Source organism: Methylobacterium sp. Leaf123 (assembly GCF_001423405.1).
In the GTDB taxonomy this organism is placed as follows: Bacteria; Pseudomonadota; Alphaproteobacteria; order Rhizobiales; family Beijerinckiaceae; genus Methylobacterium.
This window is the reverse complement of the sequence record NZ_LMNS01000004.1, coordinates 144,228-160,260: the sequence shown is the minus strand read 5'-3', so window position 1 is coordinate 160,260 and position 16,033 is coordinate 144,228. Positions and strand designations below refer to the sequence as shown.

General features: G+C 68.5%; 19 protein-coding genes and 2 pseudogenes. 9 read left to right on the top strand and 12 right to left on the bottom strand.

The window, feature by feature from the left end:
• Positions 1-43 precede the first annotated feature (43 nt).
• The 3 genes from ASF53_RS05920 to ASF53_RS05910 are packed head-to-tail and all read right to left on the bottom strand — an operon-like array spanning position 44 to position 2,028.
• Positions 44-523, bottom strand: coding sequence for a hypothetical protein (locus ASF53_RS05920; RefSeq protein ID WP_056195350.1), 480 nt, complete (start codon positions 521-523; stop codon positions 44-46).
• The gene (locus tag ASF53_RS05915) at positions 513-872 is read right to left on the bottom strand and encodes a rod-binding protein (RefSeq protein ID WP_056195347.1); all 360 of its coding nucleotides are present in this window, start codon (positions 870-872) and stop codon (positions 513-515) included. The genes ASF53_RS05920 and ASF53_RS05915 overlap by 11 nt, the downstream gene beginning before the upstream one ends.
• A gap of 25 nt (positions 873-897) precedes the next feature.
• Positions 898-2,028 carry a flagellar basal body P-ring protein FlgI gene (locus ASF53_RS05910; protein ID WP_056195343.1) on the bottom strand — a complete coding sequence of 377 codons (1,131 nt, stop codon included), beginning with the start codon at positions 2,026-2,028 and terminating at the stop codon, positions 898-900.
• 254 nt (positions 2,029-2,282) lie between these two features.
• Between ASF53_RS05910 and ASF53_RS05905 the strand changes: the two genes are divergently transcribed.
• Complete coding sequence (locus ASF53_RS05905) at positions 2,283-2,723, top strand: flagellar assembly protein FliX (protein WP_056195340.1); 441 nt, start codon at positions 2,283-2,285, stop codon at positions 2,721-2,723.
• 44 nt (positions 2,724-2,767) lie between these two features.
• On the opposite strand, the gene ASF53_RS05900 is transcribed toward ASF53_RS05905, so the two are convergent.
• The gene (locus ASF53_RS05900; RefSeq protein WP_056195334.1) at positions 2,768-3,064 is read right to left on the bottom strand and encodes a GCG_CRPN prefix-to-repeats domain-containing protein; all 297 of its coding nucleotides are present in this window, start codon (positions 3,062-3,064) and stop codon (positions 2,768-2,770) included.
• 350 nt (positions 3,065-3,414) lie between these two features.
• Between ASF53_RS05900 and ASF53_RS05895 the strand changes: the two genes are divergently transcribed.
• From ASF53_RS05895 to dksA, 3 genes are all read left to right on the top strand, one after another.
• Positions 3,415-4,788 (top strand): MBOAT family O-acyltransferase, encoded by a 1,374-nt coding sequence (locus ASF53_RS05895; RefSeq protein WP_056195331.1) that lies wholly within the window; start codon positions 3,415-3,417, stop codon positions 4,786-4,788.
• 1 nt (position 4,789) lies between these two features.
• On the top strand, positions 4,790-5,809 hold the full coding sequence (locus ASF53_RS05890; RefSeq protein WP_056195328.1) for a hypothetical protein: 1,020 nt from the start codon (positions 4,790-4,792) through the stop codon (positions 5,807-5,809).
• Positions 5,810-6,061: 252 nt separating this feature from the next.
• Positions 6,062-6,481, top strand: a complete 420-nt coding sequence (gene dksA / locus ASF53_RS05885) for an RNA polymerase-binding protein DksA (RefSeq protein WP_056195326.1) — start codon at positions 6,062-6,064, stop codon at positions 6,479-6,481.
• A 21-nt stretch (positions 6,482-6,502) separates the two neighbouring features.
• Here dksA and ASF53_RS05880 read toward each other — a convergent pair whose 3' ends face one another.
• Both ASF53_RS05880 and ASF53_RS05875 read right to left on the bottom strand, forming a co-directional pair.
• Positions 6,503-6,811: a porin gene (locus ASF53_RS05880; protein WP_082482488.1), complete on the bottom strand. Its 309-nt coding sequence runs from the start codon at positions 6,809-6,811 to the stop codon at positions 6,503-6,505.
• 31 nt (positions 6,812-6,842) lie between these two features.
• Positions 6,843-7,061 carry a SlyX family protein gene (locus ASF53_RS05875; protein WP_056195323.1) on the bottom strand — a complete coding sequence of 73 codons (219 nt, stop codon included), beginning with the start codon at positions 7,059-7,061 and terminating at the stop codon, positions 6,843-6,845.
• Between the two features lie 422 nt (positions 7,062-7,483).
• Between ASF53_RS05875 and ASF53_RS05870 the strand changes: the two genes are divergently transcribed.
• Together ASF53_RS05870 and ilvA are read left to right on the top strand one after the other, a co-directional pair.
• Entirely contained in the window at positions 7,484-8,074 is a 591-nt protein-coding gene (locus tag ASF53_RS05870; RefSeq protein ID WP_082482487.1) for a PilZ domain-containing protein, read from the top strand.
• Positions 8,075-8,176: 102 nt separating this feature from the next.
• A complete protein-coding gene (gene ilvA, locus ASF53_RS05865; RefSeq protein WP_056195317.1) occupies positions 8,177-9,709 on the top strand; it encodes a threonine ammonia-lyase, biosynthetic in 1,533 nt (510 codons plus the stop codon).
• A 64-nt stretch (positions 9,710-9,773) separates the two neighbouring features.
• On the opposite strand, the gene ASF53_RS05860 is transcribed toward ilvA, so the two are convergent.
• Positions 9,774-10,046 carry a hypothetical protein gene (locus ASF53_RS05860; RefSeq protein ID WP_012254350.1) on the bottom strand — a complete coding sequence of 91 codons (273 nt, stop codon included), beginning with the start codon at positions 10,044-10,046 and terminating at the stop codon, positions 9,774-9,776.
• A 290-nt stretch (positions 10,047-10,336) separates the two neighbouring features.
• Entirely contained in the window at positions 10,337-10,558 is a 222-nt protein-coding gene (locus ASF53_RS05855; protein ID WP_056195314.1) for a hypothetical protein, read from the bottom strand.
• Between the two features lie 325 nt (positions 10,559-10,883).
• Between ASF53_RS05855 and ASF53_RS05850 the strand changes: the two genes are divergently transcribed.
• Together ASF53_RS05850 and ASF53_RS05845 are read left to right on the top strand one after the other, a co-directional pair.
• Positions 10,884-11,108: a hypothetical protein gene (locus ASF53_RS05850; RefSeq protein ID WP_056195311.1), complete on the top strand. Its 225-nt coding sequence runs from the start codon at positions 10,884-10,886 to the stop codon at positions 11,106-11,108.
• A gap of 160 nt (positions 11,109-11,268) precedes the next feature.
• Positions 11,269-11,613: a hypothetical protein gene (locus ASF53_RS05845; RefSeq protein ID WP_056195309.1), complete on the top strand. Its 345-nt coding sequence runs from the start codon at positions 11,269-11,271 to the stop codon at positions 11,611-11,613.
• A 21-nt stretch (positions 11,614-11,634) separates the two neighbouring features.
• On the opposite strand, the pseudogene ASF53_RS26535 reads toward ASF53_RS05845, so the two are convergent.
• From ASF53_RS26535 to ASF53_RS05835, 3 genes and pseudogenes are all read right to left on the bottom strand, one after another.
• A pseudogene (locus tag ASF53_RS26535) lies at positions 11,635-12,204 on the bottom strand (UDP binding domain-containing protein); the annotation flags it as partial.
• 1 nt (position 12,205) lies between these two features.
• Positions 12,206-13,037 (bottom strand): annotated as a pseudogene (locus tag ASF53_RS26530) (UDP-glucose dehydrogenase family protein); the annotation flags it as partial.
• A gap of 231 nt (positions 13,038-13,268) precedes the next feature.
• Positions 13,269-14,282, bottom strand: coding sequence for an NAD-dependent epimerase/dehydratase family protein (locus ASF53_RS05835; RefSeq protein ID WP_056195306.1), 1,014 nt, complete (start codon positions 14,280-14,282; stop codon positions 13,269-13,271).
• 531 nt (positions 14,283-14,813) lie between these two features.
• Between ASF53_RS05835 and ASF53_RS05830 the strand changes: the two genes are divergently transcribed.
• Positions 14,814-15,047 (top strand): hypothetical protein, encoded by a 234-nt coding sequence (locus tag ASF53_RS05830; RefSeq protein ID WP_003600212.1) that lies wholly within the window; start codon positions 14,814-14,816, stop codon positions 15,045-15,047.
• 76 nt (positions 15,048-15,123) lie between these two features.
• On the opposite strand, the gene ASF53_RS05825 is transcribed toward ASF53_RS05830, so the two are convergent.
• Positions 15,124-15,771: a hypothetical protein gene (locus ASF53_RS05825; protein WP_056195304.1), complete on the bottom strand. Its 648-nt coding sequence runs from the start codon at positions 15,769-15,771 to the stop codon at positions 15,124-15,126.
• Positions 15,772-16,033: the final 262 nt, after the last annotated feature.

Sequence of the window (16,033 nt, the reverse complement as noted above, 5' to 3'; positions counted from 1 at the left end):
AGTCGTGAAGCGAGGCCGCGCGGTGCGGAGCGCTGCACCGTCGTCAGAGGCTGCGCGAGAACACCAGCGGACCGCCCTGCGCGCCCCGGCCGTAGGGCGAGGGCGAGAGGGAGGGACGGCCATAGACGGTGGGCGTGCGCGATTTGGCGACTTCCTCAGCCAGCGCCTTGATCAGCCCCTCGGAGACGGCGCGGGCGGTGGCGAGCACCTGCTGGTTGGTTTCCACCACGGCGGCGAAGCGGTGCTGGGCCGCCTTCAGCGCTTCCAGCCCCTCCGGGGCGAAGCGGGCGAGTGCGATCGCGTTGGCCTTGGCCGCCTCCAACCCGTTCATGTAGGCGGAGGCGAGTTCGGACTTCACCACGGATTCCGTCAGCGCCTGGGCGATCCGCCCGGCCCGCACGCCGTCGCTCTCGCGGGTGAGCACCGCTTCCAGCTCGATCATGGTGGCGAGCAGCCCGCGCACGAAGGTCTGGGCCGAGGGGTGGTCGGTGAGGCGCAGGGCGAGGCTCCGATCAGCGGCCATTGCCCGCCTCCTGCATGCGCATCATCTCGGAATAGACCTGATTGCTGATGCCGACGCCGCCGGTCTTCACGATGGCGTTGGCGTATTCCTTGGTCATCATCGAGCGCCAGACGCCGCCGCCGGTGCCGTTCTCGCCCATCGGCCCTTCCGTGCCCTCGCTCTGCGTCAGCTTCTCCAAGCTGTCCTCCAGGAACATCTTTTCGAAGTCGTCGGCGGTCTTGCGCGCCTTGGTCGAGGCGGCGGACTTGGCCGTGTCCATCGTGTTCGCGTCGGTTTTCGCGAGCGTGTTGAGCAGGTTCTTGCCGACGCCGACGGCGGCGGAGGCCGCGAAGGTTGCGAGGGGCAGCATGTGCGGTCTCCCGATGGGATAGAAATTACATCAGCTCGATGTCGGCCTGGAGCGCGCCGGCCGTCTTGATCGCTTGGAGGATCGAGATCAGGTCGCGCGGGCCGACCCCGAGGGCGTTGAGGCCGTCGACGAGTTCGCGCAGGCTCACGCCCTCCTTCACCAAGGCGAGCTTGTTGCCGTCACCGGTATCCACCTTCACCCCGGTGCGCGGCACCACCGCAGTCTGGCCGTTCGACAGCGGCGCGGGCTGGCTCACCATCGGCTGCTCGGTGATCGTCACCGTGAGGTTGCCCTGCGCGATGGCGACCGTGGAGACCCGCACGTCGCGGCCCATCACGATGATGCCGGAGCGCTCGTCCACCACCACGCGCGCGGTCTGGTCGGGCTCGACCTTGAGCTGCTCGACCTCGGTGATGAGGCGGATCATGTTGCCGCGGTATTTGGCCGGGATCTGGAGGGTGATCGTCGCCGGGTCGGTCGGCTCGGCGGTGTCGGCGCCCATAAAGTCGTTGATCGCCGAGGCGATCCGCTTGGCGGTGGTGAAGTCGGGGTTGCGCAGCGACAGCCGCAGGGAGCGCGCCTCGTTGAGCTTGAACGCCATCTCGCGCTCGACCAGCGCACCGTTGGAGATGCGCCCGTTGGTCGGCACGCCGCGGGTGATCTTGGCGGCCTCGCCCTCCGCCGCGAAGCCGGCGATCGCCACCGAGCCCTGCGCCAGGGCGTAGATCTCACCGTCGGCGCCGAGCAGGGAGGTCGCCACCAGCGTGCCGCCCTGAAGCGACTTGGCGTCGCCGAGCGAGGAGACGGTGACGTCGATATGCGTGCCCTGGGTCGCGAAGGGGGGCAGGTTGGCCGTCACCATCACCGCCGCGAGGTTCTGGGTGCGCATGGTCGCGCCGCGGGTGTTGATGCCGAGCCGCTCCAGCATCGCCTGCAGGGACTGCTTGGTGAACGGGATGTTGTTGAGGGTGTCGCCGGTGCCGTTGAGGCCGACCACGATGCCGTAGCCGACGAGCTGGTTGGTGCGCACGCCCTCGACGGCGGCGAGATCCTTGACCCGCGACAGCGCGCTGGCCGGAGCCGGCGGCAGCAGGACCGCGAGGCAGGCGAGCACCGCGACGAGTCGGCGGGCGAAGTGGGGACGAGGCAGGGGCATCGGAACTCGGCAGCCGGACCAGGCGACTTTACGCCGGTTTCCTCTCTGCCAGGGCCGTGCCAAAAGATAAGTCTCTGATAGTAAGCTTATTTTTGTTTTACGGCGGTGCCGAAGCGGCGTGGAGGAGGAGAGCGTTTCCTGCCGCCCCGGCAGCTTCTGCCGGGCTGTTTACCCGCGCTTAACCCTGTCGGCCGATGTCTTCGGAGATCGGCACCCGCCGTGCATCGGCGGGTGTGAAAAGGTTTCGAACCATCATGCGCGTCGACACACGCTTTGCCGCCGCCGCCGCAGGGGCGCTCAACGCCACCCGCCGCGCCGCCGCGCCGGGCGCCTTCGCCCCAACGGCGGGAGCGGAAGAAGCGCCTCGGGCCGCGACCGCGGGCACGAGCCAGACCGGCATGCTCACCGGGCTCGACGCCCTCCTCACGCTCCAGGGACAGGACGGGGCCGACGCGCAAAAGGAGCGTCGCCGCCGCTCGGTGCAGCGCGGGCACGACCTGCTCGACGGGCTCGACCGCCTGAAAGCCGCGCTGATCGGCGGCCGGGTGGCAACGCGCGACCTTCAGGCCATCGCCGGCCGCCTCGCCGAGCGGAGTGCGGAGAGCGGCGACGCCCGCCTTGATGGGCTGGTGGCCGAGATCGAATTGCGGGCGGCGGTGGAACTCGCCAAGCTCGAAGCGGCGCGGGGCGCCTGAACACAAAAAGGGCCGGATCTCTTTTCGAGGTCCGGCCCCTGCGATCACCAGTAATAGGGCCGTGGGCGGTAATAGCCGTAGGGCCGGTAAAGCGGCCGCGGGCGATAATAGCCGGGGGGCGGGCCGCCCCAGTAGCGCCGCGGACCCCAGTTCGGGCGGCAGATGCCCCAGGGATTGGGATGGAAGCCCGGCCCGCAGCCGCCGGCGGTGCGCTCCACGAGCGTGCTGTCCGTCGCGGTCGCGAGGGGGACGGGGCTGAAGGGCGCCGCCTGGGCGCTGCCCGCGACACCAAGGCTGCCGGCGACCACCGCAGCCAATGCGAACGCCTTCGCGTGCGTCATCGTACGATTTCTCCGTTGCGGCCGGAACAGACGGCCGATGCGGGAAGCTAGGTCTGCCTCGATGAACCGAAGCTGACTGACTCGTCTCGTCGGCAGTGCTGCACGACCACTGTCGGCAAGCCCTGCATCCATCGCAATAATCCGTGGTCCGGAGCTCGGTTTCTTGCCGGGACTTCCGTGGGTCTGCTCACGGGTGTGGCGAGGACGACTCCGCGCCGTTTCCGTGCCGCTTCGGCGCGATTGACGGGTCCGCTTCGATCCCCGACAAGGCTGGCCGCGTGAGCGGGCGCGCGCCGGTCTCGCCGGGTCGCTAGCGGAGCCGGATCGCCAAGGGAATCGTCCGCGCCGCGATGCTGTTCAACTCCTTCGTCTTCCTGCTCGCCTTCCTGCCGGTCGCGCTGCTGCTGCACGCCGCTGCCGAACGCTATCGGCCGCAGGCGCGGCTACCGCTGCTCGTCGGGCTGTCCTTCGTCTTCTACGCGTGGTGGGATTGGCGCTTCCTGCCGCTGCTCCTCGCCTCCATCGGCGTGAACTGGCTCGTGGCCCGCGCCCTGCCGCGGGATCGTACCGGCTGGCTGTTCCCGCTGGCGCTCGCCGGCAACCTCGCCGTGCTGGGCGCCTTCAAATATCTCGGCTTCCTCGCCGATCTCGCCGACCTGATCCCCGGCATCGATCTCCCGCGGGTCGATCTCGCCCTGCCGCTCGGGATCTCGTTCTTCACCTTCCACCACATCATGTACCTGACGGATCTGAGGGCCGGGCGCGCGCCGGCCTTCGGGCTGACCCGCTACGCCCTCTACATCGCCTTCTTCCCGCAGGTTCTCGCCGGCCCGCTCGTGCGCTGGAGCGAGATCATGCACCAGTTCGAGGAGCGCCCCTACGCGCGGCCCGACGCCGCCGAGCGGATCGGGCGCGGGCTGATGCTGCTGACCGTCGGGCTCGCCAAGAAGGTGTTCCTCGGCGATCCGCTCTCGGTCTACGTCAATCCGGTGTTCCAGGCGGCCGCCGCGGGCCAGGCGGTGACGATGGCCGAGGCGTGGCAGGCGACGCTCGGCTTCACCTTCCAGATCTATTTCGACTTTTCCGGCTACACCGACATGGCGCTCGGCCTCGCGCTGCTGTTCGGGATCGTGCTACCGCAGAACTTCGACGTGCCCTACCGCGCCACCTCGCTGCGCGACTTCTGGCGGCGCTGGCACATGACGCTGTCGCGCTTCCTGCGCGACTACCTCTACATCGCCATGGGCGGAAACCGCCGCGGCCTTGCGCTCCAGGTCGGCGCGCTGTTTGCGACCATGACGCTCGGCGGCCTCTGGCACGGGGCGGGGCTGACCTTCGTCGTTTGGGGCGCCGCCCACGGCCTTGGCCTCGGGGCGGGCGTGCTGTGGCGCCGGGCGGGCGGACGGCTGCCGCATCTCCTCGGCTGGGCGCTGACGGCCGGTTTCGTGATCCTGACCTGGGTCCTGTTCCGCGCCTCCTCGTTCGAGGCGGCTTTGGCGATCTACAAGGGATTGTTCGGGCTGGCGCCGACGGGGGCGGGCTTCAAGTGGCGCACCATCGCGATCGCCGCCGCCGTCGCCATGATCGGCCCGACCGCCTGGGCCGCCGTGCACCGCCTGCCGCCGAAGCGATGGCTCGCGGCCGCCTTCGCCCTGTTGTTCGTTGTCGTGCTCCTCAAGATCGGGGACGATGCGAACTACGAATTCATCTATTTCCAGTTCTGAGATGGCATCCGCCTCCGGCAGCCCTGGGCGGCAGGATTGGGCAGCCTTCGCGCGCCTGTTCCTGTGTACCGCCCTCGGCCTGCTCGCCGGCTATCTCACGCTGGCCGTCCTGATCGATCCCTACGATAGCGGGCGCTCGACGCTGTTCTCGGCCGGCGCCGTGCGACCGCAGGGCCCGCGCACCGCCGCCGCCTCACGCGGGCGCGACCCGGCTTTCACGGGGGCCGTGTTCGGCAATTCCCACATCCAACTGATCGAGCCCGCGCGGCTCACGGCGGCGACCGGCATTCGCTTCGTGCAGCTCTCCGTGCCAGCCACCGGCCCCGGAGAGCAGCTCGCGCTGCTCGGCTGGTTCCTGCGCCACCATCCGGCGCCGCAGGCCGTGATCCTCTCGGTGGACGATTACTGGTGCACCGACGATCCGGCACTGGCCAACGACAAGCCGTTCCCGTTCTGGCTCTACAGCCCCGATCCGCTGGCCTATCTGCGGGGGCTCCTGCGCTTTTCCGTGGCCCAGGAGGTGGTCGGCCGCATCGGTTGGCTCGTCGGCCCGCGCCGCAAGCGGGCGACCACCGACGGCTGGTGGGACTACGAGCCGGATTACTTCAAGCTCGGCTCCCTCGACGACGAGCACCTCCGCGCCGCCCGCGAAGCGCCGGTGCCCGATGCGGCCACTCCGGGCCAGGCGGGGCCGGACTTTCCCGCTGCGGACCGTCTCGCCGCCGCGCTCTCCGCACTGCCGGCCGAGACCGCTGTCGTCATGGTCTTCCCGCCCGTCTACGCCGCCGGCCTCCCCCGGCCCGGTACGCCGCGCGCCCACGCCGAGGCCGCGTGCCGGAACGCCGCGGCGGCGGCGCTGCGACGGCACGGGCGCAGCGCTCTCATCGATGCGCGGCGCGAGCGGCCGGCCCTGCACGATCCCGGCCTGTTCTTCGACCAGACCCATTACCGGCACGCCCTTGCCCGCCCCCTGGCCGACGAGATCGCCGCCGCCATCGTCCGGCTGCGCGGCGCGCCCTGAGCGGGGCGGTTTCATCGCCGAGCACGCACGGCGTTCGTGGTCGGCGTCCCTCGCGCGCCCACGAGAGCGAGCGCACCGGCTCAACCTGATGTCGGGTCGAGGGCCACTTGAGCGTGTCGTCTTTGCCGCAATGCGAGAGCTTTTCACGCGAGACGCTGCAAGGCGGCATCCGCGCGTTGTAGAGCTTGCCCAGCTCGATTATAGCCTCGCCGACGATCGCCGCTGACCGGCAGGGAGCGCGAGGATAAGACGATGGCGAAGGTCACGATCGAGGACGGCTACAGGCCCTCCGACGACGAGCCCTTCATGAATGAGCGGCAGCGCGAGTACTTTCGACGCAAGCTGCTCAATTGGAAGAGCGAAATCCTGCGCGAGGCGCAGGGGACTCTCAGCGCGCTTCAAAGCGAGAACGAGAACCATCCGGATATCGCCGACCGCGCCTCCTCGGAGACGGACCGGGCGATCGAGCTGCGGGCTCGTGACCGCCAGCGCAAGCTGACGAGCAAGATCGACGCGGCCCTGGCCCGGCTGGAGGACGGTTCCTACGGTTTCTGCGAAGAGACCGGCGAGCCGATCTCGCTCAAGCGGCTCGATGCGCGGCCGATCGCGACCCTGTCGCTCGAAGCCCAGGAACGTCACGAGCGCCGCGAGCGCGTCTATCGCGACGACTGACCCGGCGCGCTTCGGCGCTCCTCAGCGCTGACCCGCGTCGATCCGGACGAAGCTGCGCACCGGCCCGAGGGCGGAGTCGCTCCGCGTATCGACCGCGATGCGGCCCTGCACGGGGATGTCGGTACGGCGCGAGCCGATCTCGGCATCGGCCCTCACCCGGCCCGACAGGCGGATGCAGGTCGCGGTGCCGGGAATGCGGAAGAAGCCTGCCCCCTGGCTCGGGCAGGGTTCCATCGGCCCCTCGGAGGGAGGCGGCGCGCGCTCGAATGCGCTTGCGGCGAACGGCACCAATGCGAGGCACAGGCCGAGGCCGCGCATCACGCTCCGCATCTCACCCTCCCCTGCCCCATGACGGTTCGCCTCAGTAATGCGGGGGCGGCGGCTCCGGCGCACCGCTGGCGCCCCGGAAGGCGCTGTCCTCGACCTGCTCCTGCAACCGGCCTAGCTGCCGGGTGAGCCGGTCGATCACCTTCCACTGCGCGGTGATGGCCGCGTTCAGATCCTCGATCACGGCCTCCTGTTCGGTCAGCCGAATCTCGAGACGGGCGATGCGATCGGTGTCGGGCGGTAGGTCGCTCATCCCCCGACCATGCCCGGAGCGGCCGCCCCCTGACAACCGGCGAGGATCATCCACGCCTCTTTCACCATCATATGATGGAATAAGCGGTATGCTCCCCTGGAATGGCTGCCAGATCGGGTCGAAATTTATCTGGTCTTGAGTCGTTCTATCCAATTCTTGTCCCTGTTTGTATCGCTGTTTCCGATTCCAACCAGAAAAATCATGTATAAATTTCGCGGTAATTCACTGTAGCTTCGAGACAATGCTCTGTGGCTATCCCCATCCGGCTGTGGCGAGAGCAAGATTGGGCGGAGCCGAGGATCGATTGGCTCGAATTCACAGTCGATGACTTGGCGCGGCGGTTCGCGCGGCGAAAATTTCGGAAAAGTCGAGGAATTTTGGGCGTTTTCCCTTCAGGGCTGCACGGCCAGTGTCGCGCAACGATGACACGTGGCACCATGATCGAGCGCACCGCCGCCAACCTCCATACGGTGTTTCTTCCCGCGCTGTGCTGGGGCCGGCGGCAGCCTGACTTCTACGCGGTGACGCAGGATCTCTCCCGGGCCGGCATCACCTTCCGCTCAGCCTCCAATCCGGCGGTCGATGAGACGCTCACCTGCAGCATCCGCTATATCGGCCAGATCGAGGTCCGGGTCGTCCGCAGCGGCGACAACCAGTTCGTCGTCCGCCTCATGGCATCCCGGCAGCGGGCGGCCGAGGTCGCCCGCACCATGCTGGCGCTGGCCCGCGAGCAGGGGCGGGTCTTCGACGCGACACGGGCGCATCCGCGGATCAACCCGGCCCGTAAGGACGTGCTCGTGACCCTCGAAGACGGTCGCGTCCTGCCGGGTCGGCTGATCAACGTCTCGGCCTCCGGGGCAGCGCTCGCGCTCGACCACTCGCTCTCGCGCGGGGCGAGCATCACCATCGGCAACACGGCGGCGAAGGTGGTGCGCATCTTCCGCGACGGCATCGGCGCCACCTTCGCCTTTCCCCTCGATCCGGGGCAGGTCCATTCCGGGATCCGGCTCTGACACTGCGGGCCGTTTCCTCGCGCATCCCGCCCTCGCATCCCGGCCGCGGAAGGACTAAGTGCCGGTTGTGCCCTGCCCGATGACGCGGCCGAAAGCCTACCCGTGACCGACTACATCAAGAAGATCCTCTCCGCCCGCGTCTACGACGTGGCGATCGAGAGCCCCCTCGACCCGATGCCCCGCCTGACGAAGCGGCTCGGCCGTCCCGTGCTGCTCAAGCGCGAGGATCTGCAGCCGGTCTTCTCGTTCAAGCTGCGCGGCGCCTACAACAAGATGGCCTCGCTGTCCCAGGAGCGGCTCGCGAGCGGGGTGATCTGCGCCTCGGCCGGCAACCACGCGCAGGGCGTGGCGCTGGCCGCAGCCAAGCTCGGCGTGCGGGCGGTGATCGTGATGCCGCGCACGACCCCCGCGATCAAGGTCGATGCCTGCCGGGCGCGCGGTGCCGAGGTGGTGCTGCACGGCGACGCCTTCGACGAGGCTCTGGCCGAGGCACGGCGCCTCGAAGCGCAATGGGGCCTGACCTTCCTGCACCCATTCGACGATCCCGAAGTGATCGCCGGCCAGGGCACGATCGGCATGGAGATCCTGCACCAGCATACCGGACCGATCGAGGCGATCTTCGTGCCGATCGGCGGCGGCGGGTTGGCGGCCGGCATCGCCACCTTCGTGAAATATCTGCGCCCCGAGACCAAGGTGATCGGCGTCGAGCCGGACGACGCCGCCACCATGTCCGAGGCGATCCGGGCGGGCGACCGGGTGATGCTGCCGACCGTCGGCTTGTTCGCCGACGGCGTCGCGGTGCGGCAGGCTGGCGAGGAGACCTTCCGGCTCTGCCGCGAGCATCTCGACGCGGTCATCACCGTCGATACCGATGCGATGTGCGCCGCCGTCAAGGACATCTTCGACGACACCCGCGCGATCTCCGAGCCGTCGGGCGCGCTGAGTCTGGCCGGCGCCAAGGCCTGGTCGGCGAAGAACCCCGGCGCCGGGCCGCTGGTGGCGATCTCGTCGGGCGCCAACCTCAACTTCGACCGGTTGCGCCACATCGCCGAGCGGGCGGAGATCGGCGAGGAGCGCGAGGTGCTGCTCGGCGTCACCATCCCCGAGCGGCCCGGCGCCTATCGCGCCTTCATCGGCGCGCTCGGCCCCCGCGCGATCACCGAGTTCAATTACCGCTACGCGCAAGGCAGCGATGCGCGCATCTTCGTCGGCATCAACCTGCCCGGCGGCAAGCCCGAGAAGCGCGACCTGATCGCCGCCCTGGAGAGTGCCGGCTACCGCGTCGCCGATATGAGCGACAACGAGATGGCCAAGGTGCATGTCCGCTACATGGTGGGCGGGCGCGCGGCGGGGCTCGCCGACGAGCGGCTCTACCGCTTCCAGTTCCCAGAGCGGCCCGGCGCGCTGATGAAGTTCCTGGAAGCCCTCGGAGACGGCTTCAACATCAGCCTGTTCCACTACCGCAATCACGGCGCCGATTACGGCCGGGTGCTGGCCGGGATCGAGGTGCCGGCGGCGGAGCGCGCCCGCTTCGACGCCGCCCTCGAAGCGCTCGCCTATCCCTATGTCGACGAGACCGACAACCCGGCCTACCGGATGTTCCTCGACAACGGCATCGGCGCGGACGACCACTGACGCACGGGTCCCCCCATGCGAGGGCCGACTCTCCGGCGGTGAGCGATCCGCAGGGGAACCCGAGTTACGCCGTGGCGTGTGCGGGCTGGCTGCGGAACAGGGCCGTGCAGCCGGCATCCCGATGCATGCTCAGGATCGAGGCCCGGTCGATCTCGGGGTGCTCGGCAAGAACGCGGCGCACATCCTCAACGACCTTGTCGTAGCGGTGGGCGTCGAAGTTCTTCTCCAGCGGACTGACGGCGATATAGGCCTCGACCACGAGCACCCGTTCGGTGCGCTCCTTGGTGACATCGACGGCGATCCAGGCCGATTTGACCAAGCGGTTGGCGGCGAGCATGGGACGACCCTCCGATGCCGCCGCGTTGTCCGGCGGCTTTCGAAGCCGAGCATGGACCGCTCTGAAGAACTTGCCAAGGGATTCTCAGGGTAAGGGCAGCCTAAATCCTCACGGATCTTGCGCAAACCCTCTCGGAACCAATGCGAGAACCGGCTTGGTCTGAAGCTAGCGCTTACATGAGCCGCGCTGCCCGACTTCGGTTGCGAGCCAACCCCAGGGCGGGGCCTCGCGCCGGGGAATCGAGCGCGTGCCCGATGGCCTCGGCGATTTCCCCAGCCCCTCCCCTCACATCACGTGTCGGAGACGATCCGCAGGCCCCCATATCCGTTCGGGCGGGAGGGCGGCGCGTAGCCTCCCGAGCCGTCCTCGGCATCGGCCGACCCCTTCTTGCGCCCCTTCATCAGCGTCGGGCGTGCGATCCACCGCACCACCTTGTCGCCGTGGTATCGCCCGGTCCGCCGCTCGTCCCTGCGCAAGACCCAGCGCGGATGAACCGCTCCATTCCTCATCATGACCCGTCCCCCTCCGGGGGCGTCGCGCCGCAGCCGGCACCCCCTTGGCGCGCCCCGGTCTCACTGCGGCCCGTGCCCCCTCGGGGGCTAGCAGGCAACGATTTCGGGACAATTGCATCCTCCAAATTAGGGATATCCGGCATCATTTGCACTTAAGTAGCCGAGGGCATCCTCAAAGATATTTTTCAACCTCACAGCGGAAAACGTCCCTCCCGTCACCGCAACCGGCCGGCCGTGCATTCAACGCAACAGTCGACGCAACATGCCCGCAAACAGCCGATTCTAACCCGCTTCTTGCGAAATGTGAGATGTCGCGAGGGGAAAGATGCCGAAGATCGTAGTCACCGCCCGTGCCGCCTCGATCACGCTGATCGTATCCTGCCTTGTTCCATCCCTGCCGGTGCGCGGCGCCGTGCCGGAGATGCGGTCCGAGGATGGTGATGTTGGCCGCGGATGGGGCAGCGTCCAGAGCACGACGCGCGCCTCGGATGCGCCGCGGGCCTCGTGCCCTCTGCGCTGGCCCTACATCGTCCTGACCTGCACGGCGTGATGCGGCCATGACCCTGTTCGTTATCCTGCTCGCCTGCAATCTCGCCCTGGGTGTCGTCTTCTCGCTGATCGCCGCATCGGGGGAGTGAGCCGGTAGGGCGGCATCGGCGCGTGCGGCCGGCGCGCTTGACCTGGGTGCCGGCTTGCGCGCACGAGATCTTATGCTGACGCTTGTTCGCCTGATGGCATGGGTCGTGGCCATCGGCCTCGTCGCCGTGACGCTTTCGCCGCTCGAAGCGCGTCCGGTCCTGGCTTCGCCGACCCTGGAGCGGGCCGGCGCCTACGCGCTGTTCGGCTTCCTGCTCGTGCTCTCCTATCCGCGGCGTTGGGGATGGGCGCTCCTCGCGGCCGTCGCCCTCGCCGGGGGGCTCGAGGCGGCCCAGGGCCTGACCGTGAGCCGGCATGGCCGGCTCGCCGATTTTGTGGTGAAGGGCGGCGCGGCGATGGCCGGAGGGCTCGCCGCGCAGGCGATGCATCTCCTGCTCGCCCGCCGCGTGGCGCGTTAGAGCCGCGTCCCGAAGGCCGGTTCAGTCGCCGCTTGCCAGGGCGCCGACGCCGACATGGCGCAGACCTTGGCGGCGGGCCTCTTCCGGCGCGTAGACGTTGCGCAGATCGACGAGGACGGGCGCGCGCATCACGCCCTTGAGCCGGGCAAGATCCAGCGCCCGGAACGCGTTCCACTCCGTCACGATCACCAGGGCGTCCGCGCCCTCCGCGCAGGCATAGGCGTCCTCAGCGTAAGCGACCCCCTGCAGCAGCGGCCGCGCCTGCTCCATCCCCTCGGGGTCGTAGGCCACGATCTGCGCGCCGGCATCCTGCAAGCCGGCGATGATCGACAGCGAGGGCGCGTCGCGCATGTCGTCGGTGTTCGGCTTGAACGTCAGCCCGAGCAACGCCACGCGCTTGCCCCGTACGCTGCCGCCGCAGGCCGCGATCACCTTGCGCGCCATGGCACGCTTCCTCTGATCGTTGACCGCCACCACCGTCTCGACGATCCGAACCGGCGTGCCGTAATCCTGCGCCGTCTTCACCAGGGCCAGCGTGTCCTTCGGGAAGCACGAGCCGCCATAGCCCGGCCCGGCATGCAGGAACTTGGANTAATCCTGCGCCGTCTTCACCAGGGCCAGCGTGTCCTTCGGGAAGCACGAGCCGCCATAGCCCGGCCCGGCATGCAGGAACTTGGAGCCGATGCGGTTATCGAGGCCGATGCCGCGGGCGACCTCCTGCACGTTGGCGCCGACCTGCTCGCACAGATCCGCGATCTCGTTGATGAAGGTGATCTTGGTCGCCAGGAACGCGTTGGCGGCATATTTGGTCAGCTCGGCCGTGCGCCGTCCGGTGAACAGGATCGGCGCCTGGTTGAGGTAGAGCGGGCGGTAGACCTCCTGCATCACGGCGGCCGCGCGGTTGTCCTCGGCGCCGATGACGATGCGGTCGGGCCGCTTGAAGTCGCCGATGGCGGCGCCCTCGCGCAGGAATTCGGGGTTGGAGGCGACGCCGACATCTATATCGGGCCGGGCCTCGCGGATGATGCGCTCGACCTCATCGCCGGTGCCGACGGGCACGGTCGATTTGGTGACGACCACGGTGTAGCCGGTCAGCGCCGAAGCGATCTCGCGGGCGGCGGCGTAGACGTAGGAGAGGTCGGCAAAGCCGTCGCCGCGGCGGGACGGGGTGCCGACCGCGATGAACACGGCTTGCGCCTGCGCCACGGCGGGCTTGAGATCGGTGGAGAAAGAGAGGCGTTTAGCCCGCACGTTCTCGGCGACGAGGGTATCGAGGCCGGCTCGTAGATCGGCATGCGGCCCTCGTTGAGGGCGGCGATCTTGTCCGGATCCTTGTCGATGCAGACGACCTCGTGGCCGAAATCGGCGAGGCAGGCACCCGACACGAGGCCGACATAGCCCGAGCCAATCATCGCGATGCGCATCGGTGGTCCGTCTCCCTGAAGCGGCGGACCCGATCCTCAAAAAATGTCGAGGAGACCGCCCGTCGCGAGGGTCGGCATATTTTCCGGTGCGGGCAATTCGCTCAGCGTGGCCGGAGTGGGCGCATCCGGGGAAGGTGAGACCCCGAAAGGCTGTGATCCGTTTTCGGGAACGAGGGCGGTGCGACGCGCCCTCCAGGGGCTCTTCTCTGGATGCCCTGGCCCGCAAGAGCTCTATTGGTCCCCGTAATAGTCGAGATACCACCTCACGAAGGCGGGGATGCCAGTCTCCAGCGGTGTCTCGGGCAGTTTGCCGACGAGGTCGCGCAGCAGGTCGGGGCTTGCATGGGTCCGGATCACGTCGCCGGGCGGCAGCGGCTTGAGCACGCGCTCGGCCTTGCGACCCAGGGCCGCCTCCAGGGCGCCGATCATGGCATCGAGCCGGACCGGACGGCCGCCGCCGATATTGACCAGACGATAGGGTGCGACGCTGCTCAGGGTGTCGGCCGCCGAGACCGGGCCGCCCTCGGACGGCATCGGCGGCGGGCGCTCCGACAGCGCGACGATCGCGTCGATGAGATCGTCGATGAAGGTGAAGTCGCGCTCCGCCGCCCCCTCGCCGAACACCTCGATCGGCTCGCCCGCCAGGATCTTCCGGGTGAACAGGAACAGGGCCATGTCCGGCCGCCCCCACGGTCCGTAGACCGTGAAGAAGCGGAACGCTGTCGTCGGCACGCGGAACAGGTGGGCGTAGGAATGCGCCATCGCCTCGTTGGCGAGCTTCGAGGCGGCGTAGAGGGTGAGCGGCGAGACCGCCCGGTCGGTCTCGCGGAACGGCACGCTCGCATTGCCGCCATAGGCCGAACTGGTCGAGGCGACGAGCAGGTGCTTGACGGGGTGGGCGCGCACCGCCTCCAGCAGGTTGGCGAAGCCGACGAGATTCGCTTCGACATAGGCGCCGGGGTCGATGAGGCTGTAGCGAACGCCCGCCTGCGCCGCGAGATGGAAGACCAGATCTGGCTTCACCCGTGCCATCACGTCGAGGAGCGCGCCGGGCGTCTCGAGCCGCGCTTCCACCGCCTCGAAACCGGGAGATCGGGCGAGATCCGCGTGCCGGGCCCGCTTCAGCCCGACGTCGTAATAGGGCGAGAGGCCGTCGAAGCCCGTCACGCCGAAGCCCGCCGCCAGCAGACGGCGGCTCAGCGCATGGCCGATGAAGCCGGCCGAGCCCGTGACGAGAGCATGCATGCGAGGCCCGATGCGCCGTCTTCCAAAGGAATCGTGTCGCTCACTCAATGCCCGCTGCGCCGCCATGCCAAGTGGAGAGACGATCGGAGACGGGGATTTTTATGAGGCACTCCGAAGCGGGATAGCTTCCGCACGCGCGCGTCGCAAGGAACGCGAGCACCGGTCACGCGGTGAGCCGTTCACCGGATCGGGAACGTTGTGCCTCAACTTCGATTATCGTTTTCACAGGGTTTTTCCGGCAGGTCTCCGCCGGCCTTTCGCCTGGTGAACGCGCTAACCCTGCTTCCAGCGCGCAGCTGTCGCGCCGGCTCAGGGGTTGTTTATCGGGGAATCAGGTATACTTACGCCAGACAATCAGCCGACCTTCGTCTTGCGCCCGTTCGCGACGCCGGTCCCGCATTCAGCCGGGACTGAACCTCGCCGTACGGATCGCATAAGGCGAGCGGGCCGGCCGAAACATCCGTCCAGGCCCAGGGCGCTGTGCCGCCCCTCGCTTGGGTCCAGCGAGTCCGAACACCGAGTGTCCGCACGATGAACCAGCTTTTCCGCCTGCCGCAAGTCGGTGAGGCCGATGCGATTGCCGAACCCTCCGCCGATCTTCGTGTCCCCTTCGCGCAATCCGGCACTTTCGTCTGCAAGTTCATCATCGGTGAGCCGAGCGACCAGGCCGTGTGCTGCGGGGCTCCGGTTGCCGATGGCAAGAGCTGGTGCGCCTATCACCGCCGCATCGTGTTCGAACCGGCACGTCCCGGCCGCGCGCGCTGAGCGGCCCTTCCCTCTCTGATCTCTGACGGCCCCGCCTTATCGAAGGGCGGAGCCGACCACCCGCTTCCTCGGCGAATCAGTCGAATGGCGATGGGCGGTCGATCATGAGACCGGTCGGTACGCCCGGCCCGCGCCACCGCATGACGAGGTGGCCGTCCCCGCGCATCCCGACGGTGCGATAGGCCGGTCCGCCGTCCGAGGGGAGACCGAGATGGCCCGGTCGGTTCCCGACGCTCCCGATGCGGCGCTGTTCGTAATAGGCGTCGGCCGGGGCATCCGGCGCGATGAACCCGTAGACCGGACTCAGGCTCCGTCCCGTCGCCCTGAACGTCCGCGGTGTCGGCGCCATCCGGGCCACGACCCGCCGGGTCGGTCGACTCTCGTCCCTCCGCGACATCGCCACCCGCACCTGTCGGATCGGCCGGGCGCGGCTCGCGGCCGTTCGAATCCGCTCCCGGCGGACCCGAGCCGTGCGTCGGGTCGGCCGGGCTTCGGCGCGGGTTGAGACCTTGGGCTCTTCGATCTTTGCAGGCATCGCGATCGGTTTCGCCGCGGCGGCGTTCATCGCCGGGGTGTTCACCTTGGCCGGTGGATCGGTCCACTGGCCCGCGGATTTGGTCTCGGGGGATGGCGCGCCGGGCTTGTCCTCGGCGCCCGCAGGGGCTGCCGTCAGGATCGTGCCGAGCACGAGGAGCAGGGTCGGAAAGCGGCTGCCGCGCGACATGGAAAATCCTCTCGGGGTCGGAGAAGGACAACGCCGGCCGTGGGCTTTCGCATCGCGTGCACCGGCACCCGTCGCGGAAGCTTTCAGCAAAGATAGGGGCGCCTCCGCGTGGCGTCCATAGATCCATGTATCAAAACGCGAAGTTCTGCGACGCTTCCACCACAGGTCTCAAGGTAGACGCTTTCGCCGCGGCGACGTGACCCCTAGTTTCGCTGTTCGATAGAGCCAGATCGGTGACGGGTCCGGTCTCACCTTTCGAAGA